Genomic DNA, 25,851 nt, shown 5'->3' on the forward strand with positions numbered 1-25,851 from the left:
GGAAGATAAATGCAAGCATTAGCTAAACATAAATTCGCCTCTGGTTCGGCGCAAAAAGCACGTCTAGTTGCAGATCAGATCCGCGGGTTACCTGTCGATCGCGCACTAGAAATCCTGGCGTACAGCCCGAAAAAAGCGGCTGTATTAGTTAAGAAAGTACTTGAGTCTGCTATTGCTAACGCAGAGCATAACGAAGGTGCTGACATTGATGAGCTTCGTGTAACTACGATCTTTGTGGACGATGGTCCTACAATGAAACGTATTATGCCTCGTGCTAAAGGACGCGCAGACCGCATCCTTAAGCGTACAAGCCATATCACTGTTATGGTTTCAGATAGCTAGGAGTATAAGTAATGGGACAAAAAGTTCATCCTACTGGTATTCGCCTAGGTATATCTAAACCTTGGGTTTCTACCTGGTACGCGAGTTCTAAAGATTTCTCTGATCAGCTTTTTGGCGATCACAAAGTTCGTGCATTCCTTACAAAGGAATTAAAAACGGCTTCTGTGTCTAAAATCGTTATTGAGCGTCCAGCAAAATCAATCCGCGTAACAATCCACACGGCTCGTCCGGGTGTTGTTATCGGTAAAAAAGGCGAAGACGTAGAAAAATTACGTCAAGCAGTAACTAAAATCGCTGGTGTACCTGCTCAGATTAATATCTCTGAAGTACGTAAGCCAGAACTTGATGCACAACTAGTAGCAGACGGCATTGCCTCTCAGCTAGAGCGTCGTGTTATGTTCCGTCGCGCTATGAAGCGTTCGGTACAAAATGCAATGCGCATCGGTTCAAAAGGGATTAAAGTTGAAGTTAGCGGTCGTCTTGGCGGCGCAGAAATCGCACGTTCAGAATGGTATCGTGAAGGTCGTGTACCTCTACATACTCTTCGTGCTGATATCGACTACGCAACTTCTGAAGCCTTAACCACTTATGGTATCATTGGTGTTAAAGTTTGGATCTTCAAAGGCGAAGTTATTGGTGGTTTACCACTAGTACAAGAGCAAGAGAAGCCAGCTAAACGCGCGCCAAAGAAAGCCAAGAAAAGTGCTAAGTAGAGGTAGCGAGTAATGTTACAGCCAAAACGTACAAAATTCCGTAAAATGCACAAAGGCCGCAACCGCGGTTTAGCGCAAAACGGTAACAAAGTAAGCTTCGGTACTTTCGGATTGAAAGCTACTGGCCGTGGCCGCATGACTGCTCGTCAAATCGAAGCAGCTCGTCGTGCTATGACGCGTCACGTGAAACGTCAAGGTAAAATCTGGATCCGTGTCTTCCCTGACAAACCGATTACAGAAAAACCTCTTGAAGTTCGTATGGGTAAAGGTAAAGGTTCTGTTGAATATTGGGTTGCTGAAATTCAGCCTGGTAAAGTACTTTACGAAATGGAAGGTGTTTCTGAAGAGCTTGCTCGTGAAGCATTCGACCTTGCAGCTCGTAAACTGCCATTCAAAACAACTTTCGTAACTCGGACGGTAATGTGATGAAAGCAAGCGAACTAAAAGACAAAAGCGTAGAAGAGCTTAATGCTGAACTTCTAGGACTTCTTCGTGAGCAGTTTAACCTGCGCATGCAAGCAAGCACTGGTCAGTTAGCTCAGACACACACGCTAAGAACAGTACGTCGCGATATCGCGCGTGTAAAAACAATTATTAACCAGAAGGCAGGTCAATAATGAGCGATAAAATTCGTACTCTTCAAGGCCGTGTAGTTAGCGACAAGATGGAAAAATCTTTCACTATCGCAATCGCACGTTACGTGAAGCACCCAATCTATGGGAAATTCATTAAACGTACAACTAAGCTACACGTACATGACGAAAACAACACAGCAAAAGCGGGTGACGTAGTTACTATCCGTGAATGTGCACCAATTTCTAAGAATAAATCTTGGACTTTAGTAGACGTTGTTTCTAGTCCAAAACAAGCTTAATTTTTAATTAAGTTAGTTTTGTAAAAAAGCCCCGGCATTAGCTGGGGCTTTTTGTATTTAGTACTGTAGTAAAGCAACGTATTGATGATTTTTAGACCGACAATGTATCTTTGTAAATGAACTAAACCTGCACAGTTATACTCATAAAGTAAACGGTTTACAGGAAGTTGATGTGTTGAAAGGTAACTATAAAGCGTGGGGTATATCAATTGGTTTGCATATTGTTGTTATTTATTTGGTTTCAAGGCAAACGCTTGAGATAGCACAACCATACGCAGGCAAAGTGATAAAAGCGTATGTAATGGTGGACCTGACAACATTACCTAGCCATACAAAAAGTAAACAGCCGAATACTTCATTCCCTGAAAATGATACCGAGTTTGATGCAAGTGAGTTAACACTTAAGCCGCTTAAAGAACGTGACTTAGAGAACGCTCAGCGATTAAAATTAAATTTACCAGAGAATACCACTGAGACAAGTAAAAGCATTGCCATAAGTACTGATAGAAAAAAGCATAATGTAAATAAAGCCACTATTGAGCCTATAAAGAATAAGGTTAATTCAAAAACTCAGCAGCAGTCATTTAAAAAAATTGATCCGTACGCACCAATAACTCAGCTTTCTACTTCCAGTAATGCTATTGTATCCTTTGATTTCCCGCAGATAGCAACTTTGCCAAAGAGCAAGAATCACCAACAAATAACGGTTCCAATTGAGCATTCTAGTGATTTTAAATCCGCGGTATTGTGGCAAAGCGCAGATGGTAGTCAGCGGATGGAAATGTACAAAGGTATGTGCTACAAAATTGATTTTAAGAGTGTTATGGGTAAAGTAGGCTTACCAACGGGATCGCCAAGGCCATGCAAAGATAACGATCGTATTTTATATAATAAAATAATGGATAAGTGGAACGCTAAAAAGCCCATTAGGTAATCTGTTTAAACTTTATTAAGAAGCTTAATTAATAAATGCTTTTTAGAAAAAGCGGCAACGACAACGGATAGCAAAATACAAAGTATAGAGCCTACAATTAAAAAGCGGTTTTCAATCCGGCTAACTTGTCTCTCACCTAAAATTTGGTAAATAACATCACCTTCAATAAATCGCTCGCCTTGGTAGTGCTGACTGACGTTGAATGCTACAAAATCGCCTAATTTGGCCTGATAAGTAAAGTAAGTCTCTGGGTAGAAAATTTCATAGGTTGCGCATAACCACATTACGAGACCAGTAATGAGCATAATTAAACTTACAAACAGCCTTTTTTTAATCTGTGTGCTTTGTAATGTTTTTGATGGTAAATACTTATCTAAACACGTTTTGCCATAGCAAAGTTCGAGCTTTTCAATTACCTCAGCGGACGGAATAAATTGTCCATTTTCAAGCTTAGATAAGTAAGATTGTTGAATACCAATCTCGCGTGCAGCAAATGCTTGGGTCCATTTTTTATTTGCTCTTAACTGCTTTAGCTCAATTGCTAGCGACAAGTTGCTTCCTTACCTTTTAATACTCATCTATTTATTATCGCTAAAAATGGTGTGTTTAAATAGCCCAATAAGCAATATTCATCACTATGAATTAAAAGAATATTATGAATATTAATAAGTTAAGTTTTAATAGGTGATAAATTGGTTATGCTAGGCTGACTAAATGATAAAGGAGTATAACGAATGAAAATGTATTTTTATAAAGCCGTAATGGGGATTACTCTGGGGCTTTTATCTTCAGCCTGTATTGCAGAACCAGTATTTGCAATTAAAGCCACTATTTACAAGCTAGAAAGTAAAATAACCATAGATAGCAACATAGATGAAACATTAAACACCCTACAACCTATCCATCAACCTCAGTTATTAGCTAACTTAAACAAACGTGCATTAATAGAAATAGGCGACGGCGAACAGTTAACAGCACTTGAGGTAAAAACAAACGAGCAAGGAAGTTATTATAATGCGAGCATGAAGATCAAAGAAAAAGTAGATAGCGATTGGCAGTCTATTACCTCTTTCATGCCTAATATTCCCAATGGGCAAACGGTGTATTTTAGCCGTACATTTACAGACAGCGTATGGGTGATTAAATTAACGGGAAAGCGCTATGAGTCTATTGCACTTGGTCAGGCGAGCTTTAAATAGCCTCAGCCTTGGCTGAGGCTATATTTATTACCAAATCATTTCTACAAATTCAGGGTAGTCGATAAACGGATTACGGTTACCTTGGAATTCAAATGCTGCTTGGTTTCGGTCTATTTCCATTTGGCTAACAGGGTCTGCGTTATGCCAGTTGATTAACATAGCAACAACCCAGCTTTCAAATACCTGCGTACTGGTGCCGTTAAGAACGGCATTACTTGCAGTGGTATTATTTTGCCACGTCCCAATCACATTTTCGTAGCGTGTAGCCATGTAAAAATAGGCGCGCGCAAAGTCACCTTTAAATTCATCAATGGGTTCAAACACTGTGCCCGTGTAATTAATGGTACTACTTGCAGAGCCTAACTTACTGCCATTAGTTGATGTAAATGTGGCGCTTGCTACTTCACCAAACGGGAAGTTGCTGCGTTTAGAGTTTACATAGCCATCGGTTGCATAAATATGATGAACATCTGAGTTCATAGGCTCATTGGTACCGCCAAACCAACTTTTAGGGAACGAATGCTCACGGTTGTAACAACCACCTTCACCACTATAATTGCCACATTGATCGCTAACAGCTGTGTATGTGTAGCTATCGCTGCCATTTGGCTTTTCGCTGTACATATCTAAAATACTATTATCGTTTTCAAAATATGTATCGCGAGCCGATGAATCATAAAAGTCCCATATCGCAGAGTACCCCTGCGAACTATGATTATTAATGATGTTATAAAGCTCTGTTTTCAGTGCATAACCGGTTAGGCCTTGTGCTGTAACATAATAACCCGTTGGTGTGGTCGGGGTGCCACCAGAGCCACCGCCAAGCGAAAATGAGGTGCTTTCAGTGCTGCTGAAACTTGCTCCACTTGCAATGGTTGAACCACCACTAGTGAGTGCATAATTACCACTACCAAAACTACAACAGATACCATCACCGTAGCTGTCGTTAATAGTAAAGGTATAGGCGCCATCAGCTAAACACAACGCTTCGTTGTATTGTGTATTAGACGCATAACCACTACCACTGGCAACCGTACTACCTTGGTTATTATTAATAGCCCAGCTTGTTTCGCTACCATAATTGTCTGTCGTCAAACTAAAAGAGAGACTATTGCTCGAACAACTTCCTGAACTGCTGTCGTTACTTGTAGGTAAAAAGTTATCTATATAAACAAGTTCACTGCCATCAAAGCCACTAACATCATAAAAGCGTAGACCAACATTAATGGTTTTATTACTACTTGCTGTATAGCTGTGGCTAATTGTTTGCCACTGGTTAGTTTGCGTATTATTGGAGTAGCCTTGGTAACCATCTACGAATAAACGGGCTTTAATTTTTCCTTCTGTGTGGTAGACATCAGTTGAAAACACATAGGTTTTCCCTGCTTCTACCGTTATTTGTTGTAATAAATCGGTGTTAGCCTGAGAGCCTGTGGTTACATTAACTGCTGCAGCGCTATTACCTGTTTTAACAATATTTGTTGAGCGCGATAGGCTAATGCCGCTATCTATCGTGCTCCATGCGTCAGGTGTATTGCCTGACCATTGCTCAAAACTACCGTTTTCTAAATTTGCCATTACCGGAAGTGTGCCTAGTAATAAGGCTGTTCCGAATAGTTTATTTTTATATGTCCCGTGTGACATGATTGTTCCTATTTTTATAATGAGTGAATAATATACATTACTTTGTTTAGGTTACAAAATTGTTAATTTAAAATTTAATAAAAAGCAATAATCACTCTTTAATCTGTTTTTTTAGGTGTTTTTTAAAATTAATAACTAAATGGAATATCAAAGCAGATTCTATTCTTTTTTGATAAGCGGATAGCCCGTTATCCTGCACAGTAAGAAAACCTCAGCAAACTTTATATTGGTTGAGGAAAAACTCATTTTTAACAATACACGGTGTGTGTTGTGCTTAATTTTCAGGGTTATGGGGAATCGATAAATGTTGTTAGGTCAACTAAATGCTGCGGCAAGCCCGCTATCGCAAGATCAAGTTCAAAAGCTGCAAGGTTTAGTGGCTGAACTTAATCCAATTCAACAAGCATGGGTAAGTGGTTACTTAGCAGCTAATGCTAATGCCTCAGCGCTTGGTATGCCTACAGCTGGGGCGTCAGTTTCTGGTGATGCAGCAGTACTAACTATTTTATACGGCTCACAAACGGGAAATGCAAAAGGTGTTGCAACCCAAATGAAAGAGCAAGCTGAATCACGTGGTTTATCAGCTAAGTTAGTAAGTATGTCTGATTACAAGCCAACGGCCCTGAAAAAAGAAAAGTTTTTAACCGTTGTTGTATCTACTTATGGTGAAGGTGAGCCGCCTGAAGATGGCGAGACTTTGCATGCATTTTTAGCGACCAAAAAAGCCCCTAAACTCGACGGTGTTAAAATAGCTGTTATTGGCTTAGGCGATTCTAGCTATGAGTTTTTCTGCCAAACCGCAAAAGATTTTGAAGAGCGCTTAAATAAGTTAGGCGCTGAGTCGGTTTATCAACGTGCTGATTTAGACGTTGACTACGAAGAAGAAGCTGCAACATGGATTCAAGGCGCATTGGATGCATTTGAACCAGATTTAAAAGCGCAACAGGGTAACGCAGGGGGCCAAGCCGCCGTTGTGCCATTTGGCGCGCCAATGCCTGTAGCTAGCCAGTACACAAAGCAAAATCCATTTGAAGCCGAATTATTAGCAGTTCAAAAAATTACTGGGCGTGATTCAACAAAAGATGTACGCCATGTAGAAATATCGCTTGAAGGCTCTGATATCACTTACACACCAGGTGACTCGCTGGGTGTGTACTTTTTAAATGATGAGGCGTTAGTTGATGAAGTACTAGCACTTACCCAAATTGATGGCTCTAGTCGCGTTAAAGTAGCGAATGAAGAGCTAAGCGTTCGTGATGCACTTATTGAAAAATTAGAGTTAACTCAGTCATACCCTGGCTTTGTTGAAAAATACGCAACAGCAACAGGTACACCTGAACTATTAAAGCTAGTAGAAGATAAAGCGGCGATGCGTGCATACATTGAACCACGCCAAATATTTGATGTTATTCGTCAAAATCCAGCAAAACTAGATGCACAAACATTAGTTGATTGCTTACGTAAGCTTCAGGCTCGTTTATATTCTATAGCTTCTAGCCAAAGCGAAGTTGAAGACGAAGTGCATTTAACAGTAGGACTCGTTGAGTTTGACACCTTTGATAGCGAGCACTTAGGTGGTTGTTCTGGTTATTTAGCGCGCCGTGCAGAAGAAGGCAGCAAGGTCAAAGTATTCAGCGAGCATAATGATAACTTCCGTTTACCTACTAACGATGAAACACCTATCATCATGGTGGGTCCGGGCACCGGTATTGCGCCATTCCGTGCTTTTTTACAAGAGCGTGACTCGCGTGAAGCACAAGGTAAAAACTGGCTGTTTTTTGGTAACCCTCATTTTACACAAGACTTTTTATACCAAGTTGAGATTCAGGGGTATTTAAAATCGGGCTTATTGAGCAAAGTAGACGTGGCATTTAGTCGCGACCAAGCCGAAAAAATCTATGTACAAGACAAGCTTCGTAAAAACTCAAAAGATGTTTTTGAGTGGTTAGAAGCTGGCGCTCACTTTTATGTGTGTGGTGATGCAAACCGCATGGCAAAAGATGTACATCAAGCATTGGTTGATATCATTAAAGAAAATACCGGCAAAAACGATGAAGACGCAGAGCAATATTTAAAAGACCTGCGTAGCGCAAACCGCTATCAGAAAGACGTGTATTAATCACGTTTCTTATTTTATTAACAGCTAACAGCCGTCACTGTAACAAATTTAGGATTTAAAATGAGCGAACAAGATAAAAACGTAAAGCTTTCTGATAACGAGCGTTTGAAAAGAGAAAGTAACTTTTTACGAGGCACTATAGAGCAAGACTTAAAAGATGAGATAACCGGTGGTTTCACTGCTGATAACTTCCAGTTAATTCGTTTTCATGGCATGTATCAGCAAGACGACCGCGATATTCGTCCAGAGCGCGCTAAACAAAAGCTTGAGCCATTACATAACGTAATGCTACGTGCGCGTATGCCTGGCGGTATTATTAAGCCAGAGCAATGGTTAGCAATTGATAAATTTGCTGATGAGAAAACTAGCTACGGCAGCATTCGTTTAACTACGCGTCAAACGTTTCAGTTCCATGGTGTATTAAAGCCAAATATTAAAGGCATGCACCAAATGTTAAACAGTGTGGGTATTGATTCAATTGCAACTGCGGGCGATGTAAACCGTAATGTGTTGTGTACTACCAACCCGGTTGAGTCTGAGCTACATCAAGAAGCGTATGAGTGGGCTGCTAAAATTTCAGAGCACTTGTTACCAAAAACAAAAGCGTATGCTGAAATTTGGTTAAACGGCGAAAAAGCAGAAACAACAGAAGAGCCTATTTTAGGGTCTAATTATTTACCACGTAAGTTTAAAACAACCGTCACTATTCCGCCTAATAACGAGGTTGATGTTCATGCTAACGATTTAAACTTTGTCGCTATTGCAGAAGACGGCAAGCTTGTTGGCTTTAACGTACTTGTAGGTGGTGGCCTTGCGATGACCCACGGCGATACGGCTACGTATCCGCGTAAGGCTGACGACTTTGGCTTTATTAGCCTAGAAGACACGCTAAAAATTGCAGAGCACGTTGTATCTGTTCAGCGCGATTGGGGTAACCGCTCAAACCGTAAAAATGCAAAAACTAAATACACACTAGACCGTGTTGGGTCTGACGTATTTAAAGCCGAAGTAGAAAAACGCGCAGGCGTTAACTTTGCACCGAGCCGCCCGTATGAGTTTACTCATCGAGGTGATCGTATTGGCTGGGTAGAAGGCATTGATGGTAAGCACCACTTAACGCTATTTATTCAAAGCGGCCGTATTTTAGACTACCCAGGTAAGCCACTTAAAACAGGTTGTCGTAAAATTGCAGAAGTTCACCAAGGTGATATGCGTATGACGGCTAACCAAAACTTAATAATTGCTGGTGTACCTGCCGATCAAAAAGCAGTGATTGAAGAAATTGCTCGCAATCATGGGTTGATTGACGACGGTGATACAGAGCAACGTAAAAATTCAATGGCCTGTGTGGCATTACCCACATGCCCGCTAGCAATGGCTGAAGCTGAGCGTTACTTACCGAGCTTGATTGAAAAAACTGAAGCTTTACTCGCTAAACACGGCATTCCAGACGACAGCATTATTATGCGTGTTGTGGGTTGTCCAAATGGGTGTGGCCGCGCAATGCTTGCAGAGGCCGGTTTAGTAGGTAAAGGCCCTGGTAAATATAACGTTTACTTAGGCGGTAACCTTGAAGGTACACGCATTCCTAAATTGTACCTAGAAAACGTAGGCGAAGATGTTTACCTAGAGGCGTTTGACAAGTTAATAGGCCAATGGGCAAGCGAACGTAACGACGGTGAGTGTTTTGGTGACTTTGTAATTCGCAAAGGCATTGTTGCTGAAGTAAAAGTATCAGTAACCGACTTTCACGCATAATTTGATACCAGCGCATGGCGCTGGTGAGGCTTGGAATTTTCCATGAGTGAATTTAAAAATATATTACAGCTAGATAAACAAAGCCAAGCGGCTATGTTGGCTGATGCTAATGGTTTACTAGCAGATATGAACGCAGAGGAACGCGTTGCGTGGGCACTTGAAAATTTACCCGACACTGCGTTTTTATCCTCAAGCTTTGGGATTCAAGCTGCGGTAATGCTGCATTTAGTGACGACCCAGCGCCCAGATATTCCTGTGGTATTGACTGATACTGGCTATTTGTTTCCTGAAACGTATCAATTTATTGAGCAAATGAGCGAACGTTTGTCACTTAATTTAAAGGTGTACAAAGCGCAGCTGAGCCCAGCATGGCAAGAAGCTAAGTTTGGAAAACTTTGGGAGCAAGGTGAAGACGGTATTAAGCAATATAACCAGCTCAATAAAGTTGAGCCAATGACCCGTGCGTTAAAAGAAATTGAAGCGGGCACCTGGTTTAGTGGTTTGCGTCGCGACCAGTCATCAACACGAGCAGATAAGCAGTTTGTAGAAATTAGCAGAGGTACGGTTAAGGTATACCCCATTATTGAATGGTCAAACCGTGATGTCTATCAATACCTGACTAAGCATGATTTGCCTTACCACCCGTTATGGGAGCAAGGGTATGTGTCAATGGGAGATGTACACACTACGCGTAAATTAGAGCCGGGTATGACCGAAGAAGAAACACGCTTTTTTGGTTTAAATCGCGAATGTGGTCTTCATATGGACGGCGATGGGATTTAACACGATTAAGACGTTGTTTAACCACACTATAACGCAGCATAAGCTGCGTTTTTTATTGCTTAGATTTTGATAATAAATTGCTTGATTGTACTTTATTTACTACTATCAACTTAATGGAATAACAAAAGCAGGAACGCTATGAAATACTTTACCTATTTAGCAATATCAGTCATGGTTATTGCTGTCATATCATTGTTTTATTTAAAAAAGCCCGACGGCCAAACTTGGCTTTCTGGTTCAACAGTTAGCAAAGAAACCCAGCAAATTAAAGAACAAATGGTGGCGCTATCAACCAATACGCTTGATCAAGCTGTAAAAGGCATCCAGCAGGCTGGGGATAAAATTACCAGTGGCATTTCAAGCAATACATCAACAGTGACATCTTCAAGTACAATTTATAAGTGGCAAGATGAAACAGGCCAATGGCATTATTCAGATAGCCCTAATCCGAATGGAAAAAGTATAGAATTAACCCTTAACCCTGAAGACATAACCGTGATTGGTGCAGAAGATACCTCTATTTTAAATTTAGAATCTAGCACTAATGAGATGTCAGCTAATACACAGGCTCCTTCAATATTAAACCCTGAATCGATTAAAAAGCTGTTTGAAGACGCAGAAAACATCGAAAAAAAATTAGAAAAACGTAATAAAGAAATTAATAATTTAAGTGTGCTTTAAGCGCTATTCATGAGTACGAGAGCGGGTATAACGTTTTTCAACTTCCATTAGTAATATGGTTAGATATATTTTGGTGGGAAGTGATAATAATATGCCCACTGCAATGCAAGCTGCGGATGCAATAATGCCGTTAATACCAAATTGCTCATTAAACCCATTAGATATGATAAGTGCATGGCCCGTAATTATAAGGCATAAGCCAAGCACGATGGATGTTTTAAGTACTCTAATAATAGTTACATGCGACATAACGCCCCCACTGGTTATGGTACCAGTGTATTAAGCTATGTGTTTTGCATATTGATGCAGCGCAATAATAAGACAGTTATAAAAAAGGCCTCATGGTTTTTAACCATAAGGCCTTTGAATCATTCACTACGCAGCTTAGTTAAGCATATTACGCAGTACATACTGTAAAATACCGCCATGCTTGTAGTAATCCCACTCTTTAGGTGTATCAATACGTACATCGGCTTTTACGCTTGTTTGTTTGCCATCGGCATTTGTAGCCACCAGTGTAACTTCGTCGGTTTTATCGTACAGGCCTTGAATATCAAACTCTTCTTGTCCTGTTAAACCATGTGACTCATAACTTTCACCCTCTTTAAATTGTAATGGCAGTACACCCATCCCGATTAAGTTAGAGCGGTGAATACGTTCATAACTTTGTGCAAAAACGGCTTTTACACCCAACAGTAATGAGCCTTTCGCAGCCCAATCGCGAGACGAGCCTGTTCCATATTCTTTTCCGGCCAAAATAATAAGTGGTGTATCATTTTTTTGATATGCCATAGCTGCATCGTAGATACTTTCTAAGCTATTGTCTGGTTGCGTGCGTGTTACACCGCCTTCTGTGCCCGGTGCTAACAAGTTTTTTAGTCGCACGTTAGCAAAGGTGCCACGCATCATTACTTCATGGTTACCACGACGAGAGCCGTAAGAATTAAATTGTGCTTTTTCTACATTGTGTTCTTGCAGGTAAAGCCCAGCAGGTGCTTCGGCTTTAATTGCGCCAGCAGGCGAAATATGATCGGTTGTAACCGAGTCTCCTAGCTTAGCTAAGCAGCGCGCTCCTTCAATAGTAGGAATGCCAGGTGGCTCTACGGTCATGCCATCAAAAAATGGTGCTTTTTTAATATAGGTAGATGCGTCGTTCCAATCATATAATTTACCATCAGGTATTTGAATTTGTTGCCAACGGCTGTCGCCTTCATAAACATTGGCGTAGCTTTTGGCAAACATTTCTTTGGTAACCGTCTCTTTTACTAAATCGCTAACCTCTTTTACGCTTGGCCAAATGTTTTTAAGGTAAATATCGTTACCGTTTTCATCTTGTGCAAGAGGCTCGTTATAAACATCTATGTCTGTTCTACCTGCAATTGCGTAAGCAACAACTAAAGGAGGTGACGCTAAAAAGTTCATTTTAACATCTTGGTGTATACGCCCTTCAAAATTACGATTACCTGATAAGATAGAGCTGACTACCAGCTTGTGTTTTTGAATAGCTTGTGAGATTTCATCAGCTAGCGGTCCAGAGTTACCAATACAGGTGGTGCAACCGTAACCCACTAAATTAAAACCTAAGCTTTCTAAGTCGTCCATCAAACCTGCTTTGTCTAAGTAGTCAGTGACCACTTTAGAGCCTGGTGCAAGTGAGGTTTTAACCCAAGGTTTAACATTAATACCGAGTTGTTTTGCTTTTTTAGCCACAAGGCCCGCGGCTAAAATAACACTTGGATTAGAGGTATTAGTACAGCTTGTAATAGCTGCAATAACGCAGGCACCGTCGTTAAGTTCAAACTCTTGGCCTTTGTAATTAACTTTTGCCGCCCCCATAAATTGTGCTTCGTTTACAGGTTCATCAGGGTTGGTTGTGGGGCCTTCGCTTTCGATACGCGATTGCTCATCATCACTTTTATCGCGATGTGCGATACGCTCTTCTTGGAAACCTTTTAAATGTTGAGAAATTTCCTCGCCGGCTTTGTTGAGCGCTATTCTGTCTTGTGGGCGTTTAGGGCCAGCAAGGCTTGGTACAACATCATCGAGCTTTAGTTCTAGTGTGTCGGTATAGCGAGCTTCGTCGCCATCGTTACGCCACAGGCCTTGGTGTTTTGCGTAATCTTCAATAAGTTTTAGTTGGTCTTCATCGCGGTTGGTGAGGCGTAAATAATTAATGGTTTCATCATCAATTGGAAAAATACCACATGTAGCGCCATATTCGGGTGCCATGTTTGCAATGGTTGCTCTATCAGCAAGGGGGAGATCTGCAAGGCCATCGCCATAAAATTCCACAAACTTGCCGACCACACCGTGGTTACGCAAAATTTCAGTTACTGTAAGCACTAAATCGGTTGCTGTTGTGCCTTCAGGTAATCGGCCACTAAGCTTCATACCAACTACTTGTGGAATGAGCAAGCTAATAGGCTGGCCAAGCATAGCAGCTTCAGCCTCAATGCCACCTACACCCCAACCAAGTACACCTAAGCCATTAATCATGGTGGTGTGCGAGTCAGTACCAACCAGTGTGTCGGGGTAGGCAAACTTTTTACCATTGTTATCTTCATTGAAAATAACACGGGCTAGATATTCTAAATTAACTTGGTGAACAATTCCGGTTGCGGGAGGCACCACTTTTAAGTTATCAAATGCCGTTTGGCCCCAGCGTAAAAATTCGTAGCGTTCTTTATTGCGGTCGTATTCAAGTTTGGCGTTTAAATCGAAGGCACCGTCATTACCATAGCCGTCTACTTGAACTGAATGGTCTATCACTAACTCAGCAGGCGAAAGCGGATTAATTTTTGCAGGATCCCCACCTAATTTTTCCATTGCATCTCGCATTGCAGCTAAATCAACAATGGCAGGTACGCCAGTAAAGTCTTGCATTACTACCCGTGCAGGGGTAAATGCAACTTCAGATGATGGTTTTGCCTTTGGATCCCAATTTAGTAGCGCATTAATATCTTGCTCTTTAATGTTTTCGCCGTCTTCGTTGCGCAGTAAATTTTCGAGTAAGACTTTTAAGGAGAATGGGAGTCGTTTTGCTTTGTCGCCAAGTCCTTTTAGAGAATGTATATTATATTGCTCACCATTAATTGTGAGCTCATGTTGGGTATCGAAACTATTTTTCATTATTTTGCCCCTTCTTAACTAATTAAATTTTTTAAAAAGTAACCTCTGTAATTAGGTTATTGCAAAGTGCATACCATGATAAACGAACCTTAAATAGCTGCATTTATGAACAGCTAGAGTCGGGAGTAAGGTTTTAAATTATGATTTTAATAAACCATCTATGACAACTAAAAAACGTTGTTCAGCTGGCCCCATCAAGCTAGTTTAGCCAGCCTTGTTGTTTGCCTTTTATACTTAAATAAATAAGCGCTAAGGCAATGACAACTACCAATGATGGCATGATAATCGAGCTTACTCCGAGTAGAGCAATGCTATCAATTACAAAAAAGTTGTAGTATTGCTGAATTACTATCGCGCCGAGCGATAAAGCAAAAGTAGGTGTTGCAAGCGATTTTTTAGCAAGTAAAAATACGCAGCCTAAGGCACCGCCAAAAACGGCAACAGCAAAGGCAATGGTGGCCCATATTGGGGTGTTTGAATATGCAGCTTGTTGATCTAATGGTAGTTTACTGATCATATCTGGGCTTGTCATTATGTGCATAATGAATGCTATAACGCCCAATAAATTCCATATAAGAGCAGCCCAAGCTACAGGTTTAAACCAGTTTTTAGGTGTGTGAGATGACATGTTGTGACCTTGTTTTTATTATTATTAACAAGGTTATTAAAGAGTAAAAAAGCCAACTATACAAGTTGACCTTTTTTGTAGTGCAGATTATGGGCTTACCCAAATGAAATAGGGCGTCGTCCTGTTTTTTCATCGACCTTTGGCTTTTTAGTACGTTTACGCTTACTTTTTGCTGGTTGGTTTTCCGCAGCTGAAGTATTTTGCTTGGGTTCAACAGGTGCTTGTTCAATCGGTTTTTGTACTGGGGTTGCATCTTCACTCAGAGAGAGTTGAAAAAGTTCGCCATCAAATTCAAGCACATCACCACTGTATAATTTTTTCCGTTTTATTGTACAAATTTCATGGTTAACACCCACATAGCCTTCGGTGATTAGGTTTTTAGCTTGGCCGCCACCTTCAACTAAATTGAGTACTTTTAATAATTTACAGAGCTCTATAGGCTCTTCTTCTAGTTCTATTTCTATGTATTCTTCGTTCATTTTTACTCTCGGTGGAGGCTTGCATAGGCTGTAGTATAAAGGCATACAGCCAATTATGCACCAAACCAAATCACTCAAATTTACGTATTAATTATTTTTTAAAAAATGACTTCCTTAAAAAAACTGAAGTATTTATTAGTTAAGCTGCGGCGAGTCACTTTTGTAGGTGGCTTACTAATTGCTATAGCTGTGTCGAATTTAGAATACATAGAATCATGGAGTAAAAAATGGGCGTAAGATTAGCAATGAGAAAAGAGCTAATGGGCTTAAATCATTCAGACATGTTAACTGCCGATGATGTTAGGGAACACCTTAGTAAATCAATAAAAAAACACGACCAAAAACCTGAGCGAGGGTTTTCGGTTATTTCAAAATTTAACGATACACACAGCCAGTTACTAAGTGGCAATACTAACAAAAAAAGCGTTTTGGAATTTGAACGTCACCGCTTATTTAAAGAGGTGTTATATACGCGCAAAAGTGTAGATGCTTGGTTGAATAACCAAATAAATTAGGTTGCTATAAGTCATTACCTCTAATAGACTACATTTGTAATCAATTGAGGTGACTATGAAAAAAGGACTTTTAATTTGTGTACTGGCATGTATGTTAGCCGCATGCCAGCAACCCACCGTTTATGTTTTTAGTGAAAATTTGCAAGTTGAACAGCGCAACCAGCTCGATGCTGCGCTAAAAGCACAGAACCTTCCTTATGAATATGTAGAACTAGAAATCCCATCTGATTTTGGTGAAGCTACATTGCTTTTATCAAGCAATAAGATTTATCAAAAAGAGACTGAGCAGTTAGCTATTATTATGCAAGAGCTAGGTTATCAACCCGAAATTAACTACACCACACGATCAAATCATTTTTATGGCGATGGCAATATAGGCTTTTATTTAAAAAGTACTGATGGAGAAGGCGCTTTTACTATGCCGTCTCGGCTAAGAACAACCCAATGCAGCGAAGATAAGTACAATGATTTAATCGTTTCCTTTACCAAAAAGCATGCTGATTTTACCTTACCCAGTGGCGCTATTGTGAGGTTAGGTTGGGAGTTTTTATACGGTTACGTTGTCATTTATTACAAAAATTATTCGCAAACATATAGCCACTCACAGCCGCTTGTAAATACGCCCTTTGGCGCCAAGCCATCCGATACTTTCACATTTACAGCCCATGTCAATAACCCAAGCTGGCTTGATTGCTCATTACAGGTTGTTTATATGGATTGAACTAACCGTGGTTTTCTATATAGTCACTGAGCTTGGTTATTCGCTCGCTCATACCTTCAATAATACGGTCTTTAATTTTTTCTCGAATGACATTGGGTAATTGCGTGAGTGCTTCGGGAGTGATAGCAAGGACAATGGTGTCGGTTTTGGCGCGAGCACTTGTACTGCGCTCTCGGTTATTTATAAATGCGCCTTCACCTATAAATTCACCAGGCTCTATAGTGCTTAATTCTAGTAAGTGGTTATGTTTAAATACTAAAAGTGCACCGCTAAGTACAATATATAATCGTTTATCGTTATCAAACTGCTTAAACAAAAATTGATGTTGGCCAACTAAATATAACAGGCCATATGATTCTAATAAAATTTGACGCTCGTTAAGCGTAAACTCTTTAAAAAAATGCAGCCTGTTAATTATTTCCATTTGTTTGAATAAAGGAATATGTTCGATTAATTTCATTCGATATCAAAATTTAATGCACATTGTTAACTAATATTGCGCTCTTTTAATTTACGGGTCAATGTATTGCGACCCCAGCCTATTTTTATGGCCGCATCTTGTTTGTGACCAGAACAATTAGCAAGTGCTGTTTTAATTAATCGTGTTTCTAGCTGTGCTTGTATGTCTGGCCAAATATTTTCTTTGCCTTGTTTTAGTTCATTATTAAGCCATTGCTGAAAAGCATCCAGCCAATCACCTTCTACTTGTATTGGTGTTACTTCAATAATTTCAGGGGGCAAATCTTGCTCTGTAACAAGCTCGCCTGGTGCCATAACCGTTAACCAACGACAGGTGTTTTCAAGCTGGCGAACATTGCCTGGCCAGTTAAATAAACGAAGTTGCTCAGTGGCTTTAGGGCTCAACACTTTACTTTCTACTTGCAGATCTTTAGCGCTTTTATGTAAAAAGTGTTGCGCTAAGCGTTCAATATCTTCGGTGCGTTCACGTAAAGCAGGTAAACGAAGGCGAACTACATTTAATCGATGAAATAAATCGTCTCTAAACTTACCTTGTTTAACGAGATCTTCTAAGTTTTGATGTGTCGCTGCAATGATACGTACATCGACTTTGATACTTTGATGCCCACCTACACGGTAAAATTCACCATCGGCAAGTACGCGTAAAAGACGGGTTTGCACATCAAGCGGCATATCACCAATTTCATCTAAAAATAAAGTGCCGCCATTGGCTTGCTCAAAGCGACCTTTTCGTACGCTATCGGCACCAGTAAATGCTCCTTTTTCATGGCCAAACAGTTCAGACTCAACTAATTCTTTTGGAATAGCGGCCATATTAAGGGCAATAAACTGGTTTTCTTTACGGGGACTATGGTTGTGCAGTGCACTTGCAACGAGCTCTTTACCTGTACCCGACTCACCATTAATCAAAACACTCATGCTTGATGCTGACAGTTTACCTATCGCTCTAAATACTTCTTGCATAGCCGGTGCTTCACCAATGATGTGGGCACTTTTAGGTGGCGCTTGTTTGCGTTTGGTTTTTTTTGTGGAGTTTGCTCTAAATGCGCTTTCAACAAGTGCAACGGCTTCATTTAAATCAAATGGTTTAGCTAAGTACTCAAATGCCCCTTTTTGAAAGGCATTCACTGCTGAATCTAGGTCTGAGTGTGCAGTCATTATGATCACTGGTAAGCCAGGGTTTTGTTCTGCGATGAGTTCAAGCAGCGCCATGCCGTCCATACCGGGCATTTTTACGTCCGACACCAAAACAGCTGGCTGGCTAAATTTTAATGCATTAAGTACATCTTGCGCATTAGCAAAACTTTCCACATTAAAACCAGAACGTTCTAGTGCTTTTTCAAGTACAAAACGAATTGATGCGTCATCATCTACAAGCCAAACTGTTTTCATGCAAACTCCAAACATTAATCTGCAAAAGGCAGATAGATATTAAATTCAGTATGTCCAGGCCAGCTATCACATTCAATGTAGCCATCGTGTTGATCAATAAGCGTTTGCGCAATCGAGAGTCCAAGTCCAGAGCCACCTTCTTTATTGGTGATCATAGGGTAGAACAATGTTTCACGTATGCTGTGATCAATGCCTGGTCCGTTATCAGATATTTGGATCAACAAGGCTTTTTTAGGAGCCTTACCCGGGCGGCGATGCTGATGATTTATTCGTGTTTTTATTTTTATCTCACCACCATCAATAAGCGCCTGCTGAGCATTACGAACAATATTCAAAACAACTTGTTGTATTTTGCTCTGATCAATAAACACATCAGGGATACTAGGGTCGTAGTCTTTTTTCAATTCGATATTTGTACAATTATCGAGTGTGCTTAACTTCACAACCGACTCTAACGCTTGGTGTATATTAACGTAAGATTTTTGCGGAAGCTGATTAGGCCCTAAAAGTCTATCTACTAATTCACGTAATCTGTCTGCTTGCTCTATAATGAGCTCAGCGCATTGATTTCTTTCTTGCTGATCAACCTCATATTGCAATAACTGCGCCGCTCCGCGGATTCCACCCAAAGGATTTTTAATTTCGTGGGCTAAGCCTCTTATTAAATTGCGTGCAGCTTGGTATTGGTGCATTTGATTTGAGGCCTGATCGTGTTTTATTTCGTCGTCTGTTTGGCGACACTCTAATAAAATATAAGCAATCCCTTTAAAGTTAATTCGTCTTGAATTAACGCTTACTTTGGCATGGCGAGAATCGCTAAACACCACGTCAGCTCTGTGTTGTTGGCAATCAACACCATCAATTAATGAAAACTGCGCTATTCGTTTTAAGTCAATTGAATGGTAATTAAAAAGGGTATCAAAGGGCTGTTTCAATAAGCGTTTAGTAGCAAGCCCAAGTAACTCACTGGTACTGGTATTTGCATAAACAACCGTAAAGTTTTTATCGAGAAGCATGACCGACGTTGTTTGATTTTGCCATATGGCATCAAGTAATTCAGGGCTAAAATTTTCGTTATTAATCATGTTTGCACCATTTTAGTGCGCAGGTGTTTGCAGGCCAGGTTTTATCTAAAATGAGCTGCTGCGCCTAAGTATTAAGTTTCGCTTTAATTGCCATGGGTTTTGCCTTTTCTGCGCATATTAAATATACGAGGCTCGCTCACAGCGATAATTTGGTTTTTCTCGTTAAACAGCCTCAGTTGAAGCATGTGTTCACCGGCTTCAACATCAGCAATTGCAAATACGGAGTTGTTTATTGCAGGGCCGTTTGCTTCTCCATTAACAAGCAATTGAATGGTATACCCTGTTTTAAAGCTCGGGATTACCCGGCTGGTGACGTATATTGTTCCGGTATTTTCATGAATGGTTTGATTGTGCTCAGGTGACGTAATGGCAATACCAAACCCTGTTTTTTTAGTATGGGATTGGCTGCTGAGAGTCGCTATATCTTTAGCGGGTATAGTTAAACTTTGGCTAGAGAGTTTGACCTCTGTAGCACCTTTACGCGGTGTATCTGAAAACACTAAAACGCCATTTTGATCCTTCCAAGCGTAAATTCTTTTTTCACCCGCATAACCATAATTACTTAATCCTAAAGTAATCATTAGCAATAAAATCTTACTATTCACACTGCTACCCTGCAATTTTTATGATGGCTTAACTTTAGTGGAGTTTGATTTAATTTACCATTAAAAAAGCCCGCTTAGCGGGCTTGAGAACACACATTCTTTTACAGTGTTAAATTAACAGCTGTAGTACATTTCAAACTCAACTGGGTGAGTTGTCATGTTAAGCTTTTCAACTTCTTGACCCTTAAGTGCAATGTAAGCATCAATTAGGTCATCAGTGAATACACCACCTTGAGTTAAAAACTCACGGTCAGCACTTAGTGCATCGAGTGCTTCACCAAGTGAAGATGCAACTTGTGGAATTTCTGCTGCTTCTTCTGCTGGTAAGTCATATAAATCTTTATCCATTGCATCGCCAGGGTGGATCTTGTTTTTGATACCATCAAGGCCAGCCATAAGCATTGCTGAGAAAGCAAGGTATGGGTTAGCTGTTGGATCTGGGAAACGTACTTCAATACGACGACCTTTCGCAGATGGTACCACTGGGATACGAATTGAAGCAGAACGGTTACGTGCAGAGTATGCAAGCATTACTGGCGCTTCAAAGCCCGGTACTAAACGTTTGTACGAGTTAGTTGATGCGTTAGCAAATGCGTTAATAGCTTTAGCATGCTTGATAATGCCGCCAATGTAGTAAAGCGCCTCTTCAGATAGGCCGCCGTACTTATCGCCTGCAAACAAGTTTACACCGTCTTTAGCTAAAGACTGGTGACAGTGCATACCAGAACCGTTATCACCAACAATTGGCTTAGGCATAAATGTAGCTGTTTTTCCGTATAAATGAGCCATGTTATGAATAACATATTTCATCTCTTGGATTTCATCCGCTTTTAAAACCATGCTGTTAAAACGCGTTGCGATTTCGTTTTGGCCAGCTGTTGCTACTTCGTGGTGATGTGCCTCTACCACTTGACCTAGTTCTTCAAGCACTAAACAAGTGGCTGAACGCCAATCTTGTGAAGAATCAACAGGTGAACAAGGGAAGTAACCGCCTTTAACACCTGGACGGTGACCAGTGTTACCGCCTTCGTAATCTTTATCTGAGTTCCATGCCGCTTCAACAGCATCAACTTTGTACATTGAACCAGACATATCTGATTTGTATTTAACATCGTCGAAAAGGAAAAACTCTGGCTCTGGCCCAAATAACACAGTATCTGCGATACCTGTAGATTTCATGTACTCTTCAGCACGTTTTGCAACAGAGCGTGGGTCACGCTCGTAACCTTGAAGTGTAGAAGGCTCTACAACGTCACAACGTACAATTAATGTCGTTTCTTCAGTGAATGGGTCAAGTTTTACTGATTCAGCAACAGGCATTAATACCATGTCTGATTCGTTAATGCCTTTCCAGCCAGCAATTGAAGAACCGTCAAACATTTTACCGTCTTCGAAAAAATCTTCATCAACTTGGTGATGAGGAATAGATACATGTTGCTCTTTACCTTTTGTATCAGTAAAGCGTAAATCAATGAACTTAACGTCATTTTCTTTAATAAAATCTAAAACCGATTGTGACATGTGTCCTCCAACTATTGGGTTTTATTATTGCTGCATAATTGCTTTGGGATTTATTAAGCTGATTTTGTGCCATTTTTATAACTCTATGTTTATAGGTTAAAAAAACTTAGTTGCTACAATGTGGGGCATAAAATGGCACCAACATGGTGCGGTTAAGTTCCACTTTGGTGCAAGCTGTGCACGCTCTATTTTGTTGTTAATTTAATCGCTCGAAATCAGCATAACCTAAATGTAAAAGAGTGCCAAAAATATCGTATAAATAGTGTAAACTGCATTTTTGAAAAAATAATGACAATTTATTTCATATAATTGTCATATATAAAACAGATACTTAGTAAAAGTATTGAGAAAGTTTTGAAAATTGTATTGGATAAACTTTCATCCATGTCATTAATGAGGGATAATATGCGCCCTTTTAAATCCTATGCTTGGACATCTCGTGAAAACGCAGATGAGTGCGTAGATCTTGCAGGATCATTGAGAATTTAATTTCTCTGAGTAAATATATGAGCATCGAACAGTTAAGAAATATAGCGATTATCGCGCACGTTGACCACGGTAAAACAACTCTGGTTGACAAACTACTTGAGCAATCAGGTACATTAGAAACACGCGGCGGTAACGAAGAGCGCGTGATGGACTCAAACGACATTGAGAAAGAACGTGGTATTACCATTTTAGCTAAAAACACAGCTATCTCTTGGAATGATTACCACATCAATATCGTAGATACCCCGGGACACGCCGATTTCGGTGGTGAAGTTGAACGCGTACTTTCGATGGCTGACTCAGTATTATTACTTGTTGATGCTCAAGAAGGTCCAATGCCACAAACGCGTTTCGTAACGCAAAAGGCATTCGCGCAAGGCTTAAAGCCAATCGTCGTTATCAATAAAATTGATAAGCCAGGTGCACGCCCTGATTGGGTTATGGATCAAATCTTTGATTTATTCGATAACCTTGGCGCAACTGACGAACAGTTAGACTTTAAAGTAATCTACGCATCAGCTATCAACGGTTGGGCAACATTAGATTTAGACGAGCCATCAGACAACATGGAACCTATGTTCAAGATGATCGTTGATGAAGTATCACCACCGGATGCAGATCCTGAAGGTGACTTCCAAATGCAAATCTCTCAGCTTGATTACAACTCGTACAAAGGTGTAATTGGTATTGGCCGTATTAAGCGCGGTTCTGTTGCGACTAACCAACAAGTGACGGTTATCAGCGCTGACGGCACGACTCGTAACGGTAAAATTGGTTCAGTACAAAGCTACTTAGGCCTTGAGCGTATCGATACTGATAAAGCTTATGCTGGTAACATCGTTACTGTAACAGGTTTAGGCGAGCTTAAGATTTCAGATACGCTTTGTTGTCCTAACAACGTTGAAGCATTACCACCACTAAGTGTTGATGAGCCAACAGTAACAATGACGTTCTCTGTAAATAACTCTCCGTTCTGTGGTAAAGAAGGTAAGTTTGTAACATCACGTAATATTCGTGAGCGTTTAGACAAAGAATTAGTACACAACGTAGCACTTCGTGTTGCAGATACAGATAACCCAGATAGCTTCCGCGTATCGGGTCGTGGTGAATTACACCTAGGTATCTTAATTGAGAACATGCGTCGTGAAGGTTACGAGCTAGCTGTTTCTCGTCCAGAAGTAATCTTACGTACTGTTGATGGTGTGTTAGAAGAACCGTATGAAACACTAACGATTGACTGTGAAGAAGAGCACCAAGGTTCTATCATGGAGCAAATTGGTCTTCGTAAAGGTGAGTTAACTGACATGGCACCAGATGGTAAAGGTCGTATGCGTATGGACTTTATGATCCCAAGCCGTGGCTTAATTGGTTTCCAAACTGAGTTCATGACATTAACGTCAGGTTCTGGCTTACTTTACCATACGTTCGATCACTACGGTCCGCACAAAGGTGGCGAGCTAGGTGTTCGTAAGAACGGCGTAATGATTGCTAACGCAACAGGTAAAGCACTTACTAACGCATTATTTAACTTACAAGAGCGCGGCCGTTTATTCATCGGTCACGGTGTTGAAGTTTATGAAGGTATGGTTATCGGTATTCATAGCCGTGATAACGACCTTACAGTTAACGCGCTTAAAGGTAAGCAACTTACTAACGTTCGTGCATCTGGTACAGATGAAGCACAAACATTGACACCAGCACTTAACTATTCACTTGAGCAAGCGCTTGAGTTTATTGCTGATGATGAGCTAGTAGAAGTTACACCTGAGAACATTCGTATTCGTAAACGTCATTTAACTGAAAATGAGCGTAAACGTGCGGGTCGTGCTCCTAAGTCATAATCTATTAATTTAGAATAATGATTTTAAAAGCCGCTGTATTGCAAAATACAGCGGCTTTTTTGTGGATAATAGTTAGCCAGGGAAGAGCTTTAAGCCCTCAGGTTAGAGCATCGCAGTTGGTTCGATACTGTTGAACAGTTTTTTTATGTTGGACCTAAAAAAGGTATTAAGTTATTATCAAAGCTATATTTACTATGTGCGAGTGAGCTAGTGTGAATACCGAAAATGAAATTAAGGCAAAACTAGAGATAGAACATATTGCTGAACTGCAAAAATATAAAGATGAATTTGAAACGTTAGGAAAAAATGATTGGGGCTTGAAAGATCTCATATCAATTTTTTTACCGTTTGTTTTGTTATCAATTGCTAATGGCTTCTATGATATTGAAACTGAATTATTTCAAATTATATGTCTTATTTTCCTTGCTTCAGCTGTGGTGCAGGGAATGATTAGGGAGCAGACCAAAAAAACAAATCGCAGAATTGATTTGCTTCTTAAAATTTTTAAACACGAGCAAAAAGATGGTTAAAATTAGCTTTATATTAGGGCGCAGCGCTCTTTATAAGCAAAAACGTGCTTGAGAATTAAATAATCTATATTGAAAAGTCTCTGTTTTTGCTAATAGGGTATTTTTGTTGGGTTTCGCTTAGCTCAACCCAACCTTTGTTATCAATTATTTCATTAGTGATTACTGACTTTTCGGTAGCAAAGTGATTTTGCCAAATACATCTGCGTCTATAAATCCACGGTTTCTGTCACCCTTCACAGGCTGTACTTCGTGTGAACCCATAAAGTGCTCGCGTGTTTCACTGCCATCGTTATCGCAATAGGCGAGCATAAAACCAATAACTTGTTTTTCTGTTAATTTAAGTGGTGTATTTTTTGCGTCTTGTTGATAATCATTCGGGTAGAGTTTTATCGCAACTTCCCAAGTAATGTTATAGGGTGCAGTGGTATTGCGTTTCCAGTTGCTAACTAAGTGGTCGGTATACAAGTGCGCTTTTTTATCAGGGCCGTAATCGGCAGCTTGGTTATCAAGGCCAATGTGGTACGCTAAAGCGGTGTGGTTAAATTGGTGAATCCCGCCCGATGCATCGCTATCTATAAATATTTCAAGGGCATCGTCATCCCAATATTTATAGGTTGGGTCTGGGTGTGTATCTATTAAAACATCATCTACAATATCGGCTTGTAGGTATAAGAATTTTTCATCCCACAATAAGCGATAGCGGCCTTTAAAATCGGCATCGTTTGAAGGCAGTGTACCATCCATTAAATGTGGCATATCGTGCCAAGCAGCCTTATCCCATGCGCTTTCAGATACGCCGTCAATATTAATAGGGGTTGATGTGTATTTTACGTCTGCCGCCATTATTTGGGTGCTGATTAATAAGCTTGTTGCTAAGAGTATTTTTTTCATTAATAGCCTTACTAATTGAAGATGACTTAGCTTGGCCTAAGTGACTATTAAAAACAAATATATATGTGTATTTTAACTAATAGCACCAGTAATGCTGTCTTTTAACGCGAGCATTAATAAGTGGGCACTTTCGCCAGACATTTTAAATGGATTAAAATCAACAGAGCCTGAAAATTTCAGATTCAGTGATTCGGTTACCCTAGATTGTGGAACATAACCCATAGACCACTTTTCAAATTCTCTTTCTGGAATTTGGGTATAGTTAAGCATAATTACATTGTGGTGACGCTTGTCATTTTATATTTGTTGATAGGTATTATTTACTGCGGTTCTGGAGCCATCAAGGCACTGTAAAAAGTACTTGTTACTAAAGCAAAGCATGCCGGTAACATGTGTTTTTACATTATAGGTACGAGCACTTTGTAAAATATTTTCTATATCTTTAGGCCCAAAGCCGTCTGTAATTTTGCTTGCGTAAATGAGTCGTACAAGAAACAT

At 40.2% G+C, this 25,851-nt stretch carries 27 protein-coding genes and 1 pseudogene; 15 read left to right on the top strand and 13 right to left on the bottom strand.

What is annotated here, in order from left to right; translation table 11 throughout:
- Positions 1-9 precede the first annotated feature (9 nt).
- The 6 genes from rplV to KZZ04_RS12805 all read left to right on the top strand — a co-directional run bounded on the left by rplV (position 10) and on the right by KZZ04_RS12805 (position 2,863).
- Positions 10-342, top strand: a complete 333-nt coding sequence (rplV, locus tag KZZ04_RS12780; protein ID WP_006791357.1) for a 50S ribosomal protein L22 — start codon at positions 10-12, stop codon at positions 340-342.
- Between the two features lie 11 nt (positions 343-353).
- On the top strand, positions 354-1,055 hold the full coding sequence (gene rpsC / locus KZZ04_RS12785) for a 30S ribosomal protein S3 (protein ID WP_006791356.1): 702 nt from the start codon (positions 354-356) through the stop codon (positions 1,053-1,055).
- A 12-nt stretch (positions 1,056-1,067) separates the two neighbouring features.
- Complete coding sequence (rplP, locus tag KZZ04_RS12790) at positions 1,068-1,481, top strand: 50S ribosomal protein L16 (RefSeq protein ID WP_002957890.1); 414 nt, start codon at positions 1,068-1,070, stop codon at positions 1,479-1,481.
- Complete coding sequence (gene rpmC, locus KZZ04_RS12795) at positions 1,481-1,672, top strand: 50S ribosomal protein L29 (protein WP_004588692.1); 192 nt, start codon at positions 1,481-1,483, stop codon at positions 1,670-1,672. The genes rplP and rpmC overlap by 1 nt, the downstream gene beginning before the upstream one ends.
- Positions 1,672-1,929 (top strand): 30S ribosomal protein S17, encoded by a 258-nt coding sequence (rpsQ, locus tag KZZ04_RS12800; protein WP_006791355.1) that lies wholly within the window; start codon positions 1,672-1,674, stop codon positions 1,927-1,929. The genes rpmC and rpsQ overlap by 1 nt, the downstream gene beginning before the upstream one ends.
- A 172-nt stretch (positions 1,930-2,101) precedes the next feature.
- The gene (locus KZZ04_RS12805) at positions 2,102-2,863 is read left to right on the top strand and encodes a hypothetical protein (RefSeq protein WP_368735892.1); all 762 of its coding nucleotides are present in this window, start codon (positions 2,102-2,104) and stop codon (positions 2,861-2,863) included.
- 5 nt (positions 2,864-2,868) lie between these two features.
- Here the strand turns inward: KZZ04_RS12805 and KZZ04_RS12810 are convergent, their stop codons facing one another.
- Entirely contained in the window at positions 2,869-3,414 is a 546-nt protein-coding gene (locus KZZ04_RS12810) for a helix-turn-helix domain-containing protein (RefSeq protein WP_219422904.1), read from the bottom strand.
- 183 nt (positions 3,415-3,597) lie between these two features.
- Here KZZ04_RS12810 and KZZ04_RS12815 point away from each other — a divergent pair, with 183 nt between their 5' ends.
- On the top strand, positions 3,598-4,062 hold the full coding sequence (locus KZZ04_RS12815; RefSeq protein ID WP_219422905.1) for a hypothetical protein: 465 nt from the start codon (positions 3,598-3,600) through the stop codon (positions 4,060-4,062).
- Between the two features lie 27 nt (positions 4,063-4,089).
- On the opposite strand, the gene KZZ04_RS12820 is transcribed toward KZZ04_RS12815, so the two are convergent.
- On the bottom strand, positions 4,090-5,706 hold the full coding sequence (locus KZZ04_RS12820) for an endonuclease (RefSeq protein WP_219422906.1): 1,617 nt from the start codon (positions 5,704-5,706) through the stop codon (positions 4,090-4,092).
- 304 nt (positions 5,707-6,010) lie between these two features.
- Here KZZ04_RS12820 and KZZ04_RS12825 point away from each other — a divergent pair, with 304 nt between their 5' ends.
- From KZZ04_RS12825 to KZZ04_RS12840, 4 genes are all read left to right on the top strand, one after another.
- Complete coding sequence (locus KZZ04_RS12825) at positions 6,011-7,825, top strand: assimilatory sulfite reductase (NADPH) flavoprotein subunit (protein ID WP_058405917.1); 1,815 nt, start codon at positions 6,011-6,013, stop codon at positions 7,823-7,825.
- Positions 7,826-7,885: 60 nt separating this feature from the next.
- The gene (cysI, locus tag KZZ04_RS12830; RefSeq protein WP_058405918.1) at positions 7,886-9,583 is read left to right on the top strand and encodes an assimilatory sulfite reductase (NADPH) hemoprotein subunit; all 1,698 of its coding nucleotides are present in this window, start codon (positions 7,886-7,888) and stop codon (positions 9,581-9,583) included.
- A 42-nt stretch (positions 9,584-9,625) separates the two neighbouring features.
- Positions 9,626-10,366 carry a phosphoadenylyl-sulfate reductase gene (locus KZZ04_RS12835; protein ID WP_058405919.1) on the top strand — a complete coding sequence of 247 codons (741 nt, stop codon included), beginning with the start codon at positions 9,626-9,628 and terminating at the stop codon, positions 10,364-10,366.
- Between the two features lie 138 nt (positions 10,367-10,504).
- Positions 10,505-11,047, top strand: a complete 543-nt coding sequence (locus KZZ04_RS12840) for a DUF4124 domain-containing protein (RefSeq protein ID WP_058405920.1) — start codon at positions 10,505-10,507, stop codon at positions 11,045-11,047.
- Between the two features lie 3 nt (positions 11,048-11,050).
- Here KZZ04_RS12840 and KZZ04_RS12845 read toward each other — a convergent pair whose 3' ends face one another.
- The 4 genes from KZZ04_RS12845 to KZZ04_RS12860 all read right to left on the bottom strand — a co-directional run bounded on the left by KZZ04_RS12845 (position 11,051) and on the right by KZZ04_RS12860 (position 15,283).
- Positions 11,051-11,296, bottom strand: a complete 246-nt coding sequence (locus tag KZZ04_RS12845) for a hypothetical protein (protein ID WP_058405921.1) — start codon at positions 11,294-11,296, stop codon at positions 11,051-11,053.
- Between the two features lie 135 nt (positions 11,297-11,431).
- Positions 11,432-14,176: an aconitate hydratase AcnA gene (gene acnA / locus KZZ04_RS12850; protein WP_219422907.1), complete on the bottom strand. Its 2,745-nt coding sequence runs from the start codon at positions 14,174-14,176 to the stop codon at positions 11,432-11,434.
- A gap of 199 nt (positions 14,177-14,375) precedes the next feature.
- Positions 14,376-14,804 carry a hypothetical protein gene (locus tag KZZ04_RS12855; RefSeq protein WP_058405923.1) on the bottom strand — a complete coding sequence of 143 codons (429 nt, stop codon included), beginning with the start codon at positions 14,802-14,804 and terminating at the stop codon, positions 14,376-14,378.
- 95 nt (positions 14,805-14,899) lie between these two features.
- Positions 14,900-15,283, bottom strand: coding sequence for an RNA-binding S4 domain-containing protein (locus tag KZZ04_RS12860; RefSeq protein ID WP_058405924.1), 384 nt, complete (start codon positions 15,281-15,283; stop codon positions 14,900-14,902).
- A gap of 227 nt (positions 15,284-15,510) precedes the next feature.
- Between KZZ04_RS12860 and KZZ04_RS12865 the strand changes: the two genes are divergently transcribed.
- Both KZZ04_RS12865 and KZZ04_RS12870 read left to right on the top strand, forming a co-directional pair.
- On the top strand, positions 15,511-15,798 hold the full coding sequence (locus KZZ04_RS12865; RefSeq protein ID WP_058405925.1) for a hypothetical protein: 288 nt from the start codon (positions 15,511-15,513) through the stop codon (positions 15,796-15,798).
- Positions 15,799-15,853: 55 nt separating this feature from the next.
- A complete protein-coding gene (locus KZZ04_RS12870; RefSeq protein WP_219422908.1) occupies positions 15,854-16,519 on the top strand; it encodes a hypothetical protein in 666 nt (221 codons plus the stop codon).
- Position 16,520: 1 nt separating this feature from the next.
- Here the strand turns inward: KZZ04_RS12870 and KZZ04_RS12875 are convergent, their stop codons facing one another.
- The 5 genes from KZZ04_RS12875 to glnA form a co-directional block, all read right to left on the bottom strand.
- Positions 16,521-16,979, bottom strand: a complete 459-nt coding sequence (locus KZZ04_RS12875; protein ID WP_058405927.1) for a cyclic nucleotide-binding domain-containing protein — start codon at positions 16,977-16,979, stop codon at positions 16,521-16,523.
- 26 nt (positions 16,980-17,005) lie between these two features.
- Positions 17,006-18,391, bottom strand: a complete 1,386-nt coding sequence (gene ntrC / locus KZZ04_RS12880; protein ID WP_058405928.1) for a nitrogen regulation protein NR(I) — start codon at positions 18,389-18,391, stop codon at positions 17,006-17,008.
- 14 nt (positions 18,392-18,405) lie between these two features.
- Positions 18,406-19,476, bottom strand: coding sequence for a nitrogen regulation protein NR(II) (gene glnL / locus KZZ04_RS12885; protein ID WP_058405929.1), 1,071 nt, complete (start codon positions 19,474-19,476; stop codon positions 18,406-18,408).
- Between the two features lie 83 nt (positions 19,477-19,559).
- Complete coding sequence (locus tag KZZ04_RS12890) at positions 19,560-20,081, bottom strand: DUF4124 domain-containing protein (protein WP_283235009.1); 522 nt, start codon at positions 20,079-20,081, stop codon at positions 19,560-19,562.
- A gap of 114 nt (positions 20,082-20,195) precedes the next feature.
- Entirely contained in the window at positions 20,196-21,602 is a 1,407-nt protein-coding gene (gene glnA, locus KZZ04_RS12895; RefSeq protein WP_058405931.1) for a glutamate--ammonia ligase, read from the bottom strand.
- A gap of 506 nt (positions 21,603-22,108) precedes the next feature.
- Here glnA and typA point away from each other — a divergent pair.
- Together typA and KZZ04_RS12905 are read left to right on the top strand one after the other, a co-directional pair.
- A complete protein-coding gene (gene typA, locus KZZ04_RS12900) occupies positions 22,109-23,932 on the top strand; it encodes a translational GTPase TypA (protein ID WP_058405932.1) in 1,824 nt (607 codons plus the stop codon).
- A gap of 212 nt (positions 23,933-24,144) precedes the next feature.
- Complete coding sequence (locus KZZ04_RS12905) at positions 24,145-24,462, top strand: hypothetical protein (protein ID WP_058405933.1); 318 nt, start codon at positions 24,145-24,147, stop codon at positions 24,460-24,462.
- A 159-nt stretch (positions 24,463-24,621) separates the two neighbouring features.
- Here KZZ04_RS12905 and KZZ04_RS12910 read toward each other — a convergent pair whose 3' ends face one another.
- Positions 24,622-25,353: a CBM9 family sugar-binding protein gene (locus KZZ04_RS12910; protein WP_058405934.1), complete on the bottom strand. Its 732-nt coding sequence runs from the start codon at positions 25,351-25,353 to the stop codon at positions 24,622-24,624.
- Positions 25,354-25,425: 72 nt separating this feature from the next.
- Positions 25,426-25,851 (bottom strand): annotated as a pseudogene (locus KZZ04_RS12915) (BLUF domain-containing protein).

The sequence above is a fragment of the Pseudoalteromonas sp. CR1 genome (genome assembly GCF_019392235.1).
Classification (GTDB): Bacteria; Pseudomonadota; Gammaproteobacteria; order Enterobacterales; family Alteromonadaceae; genus Pseudoalteromonas.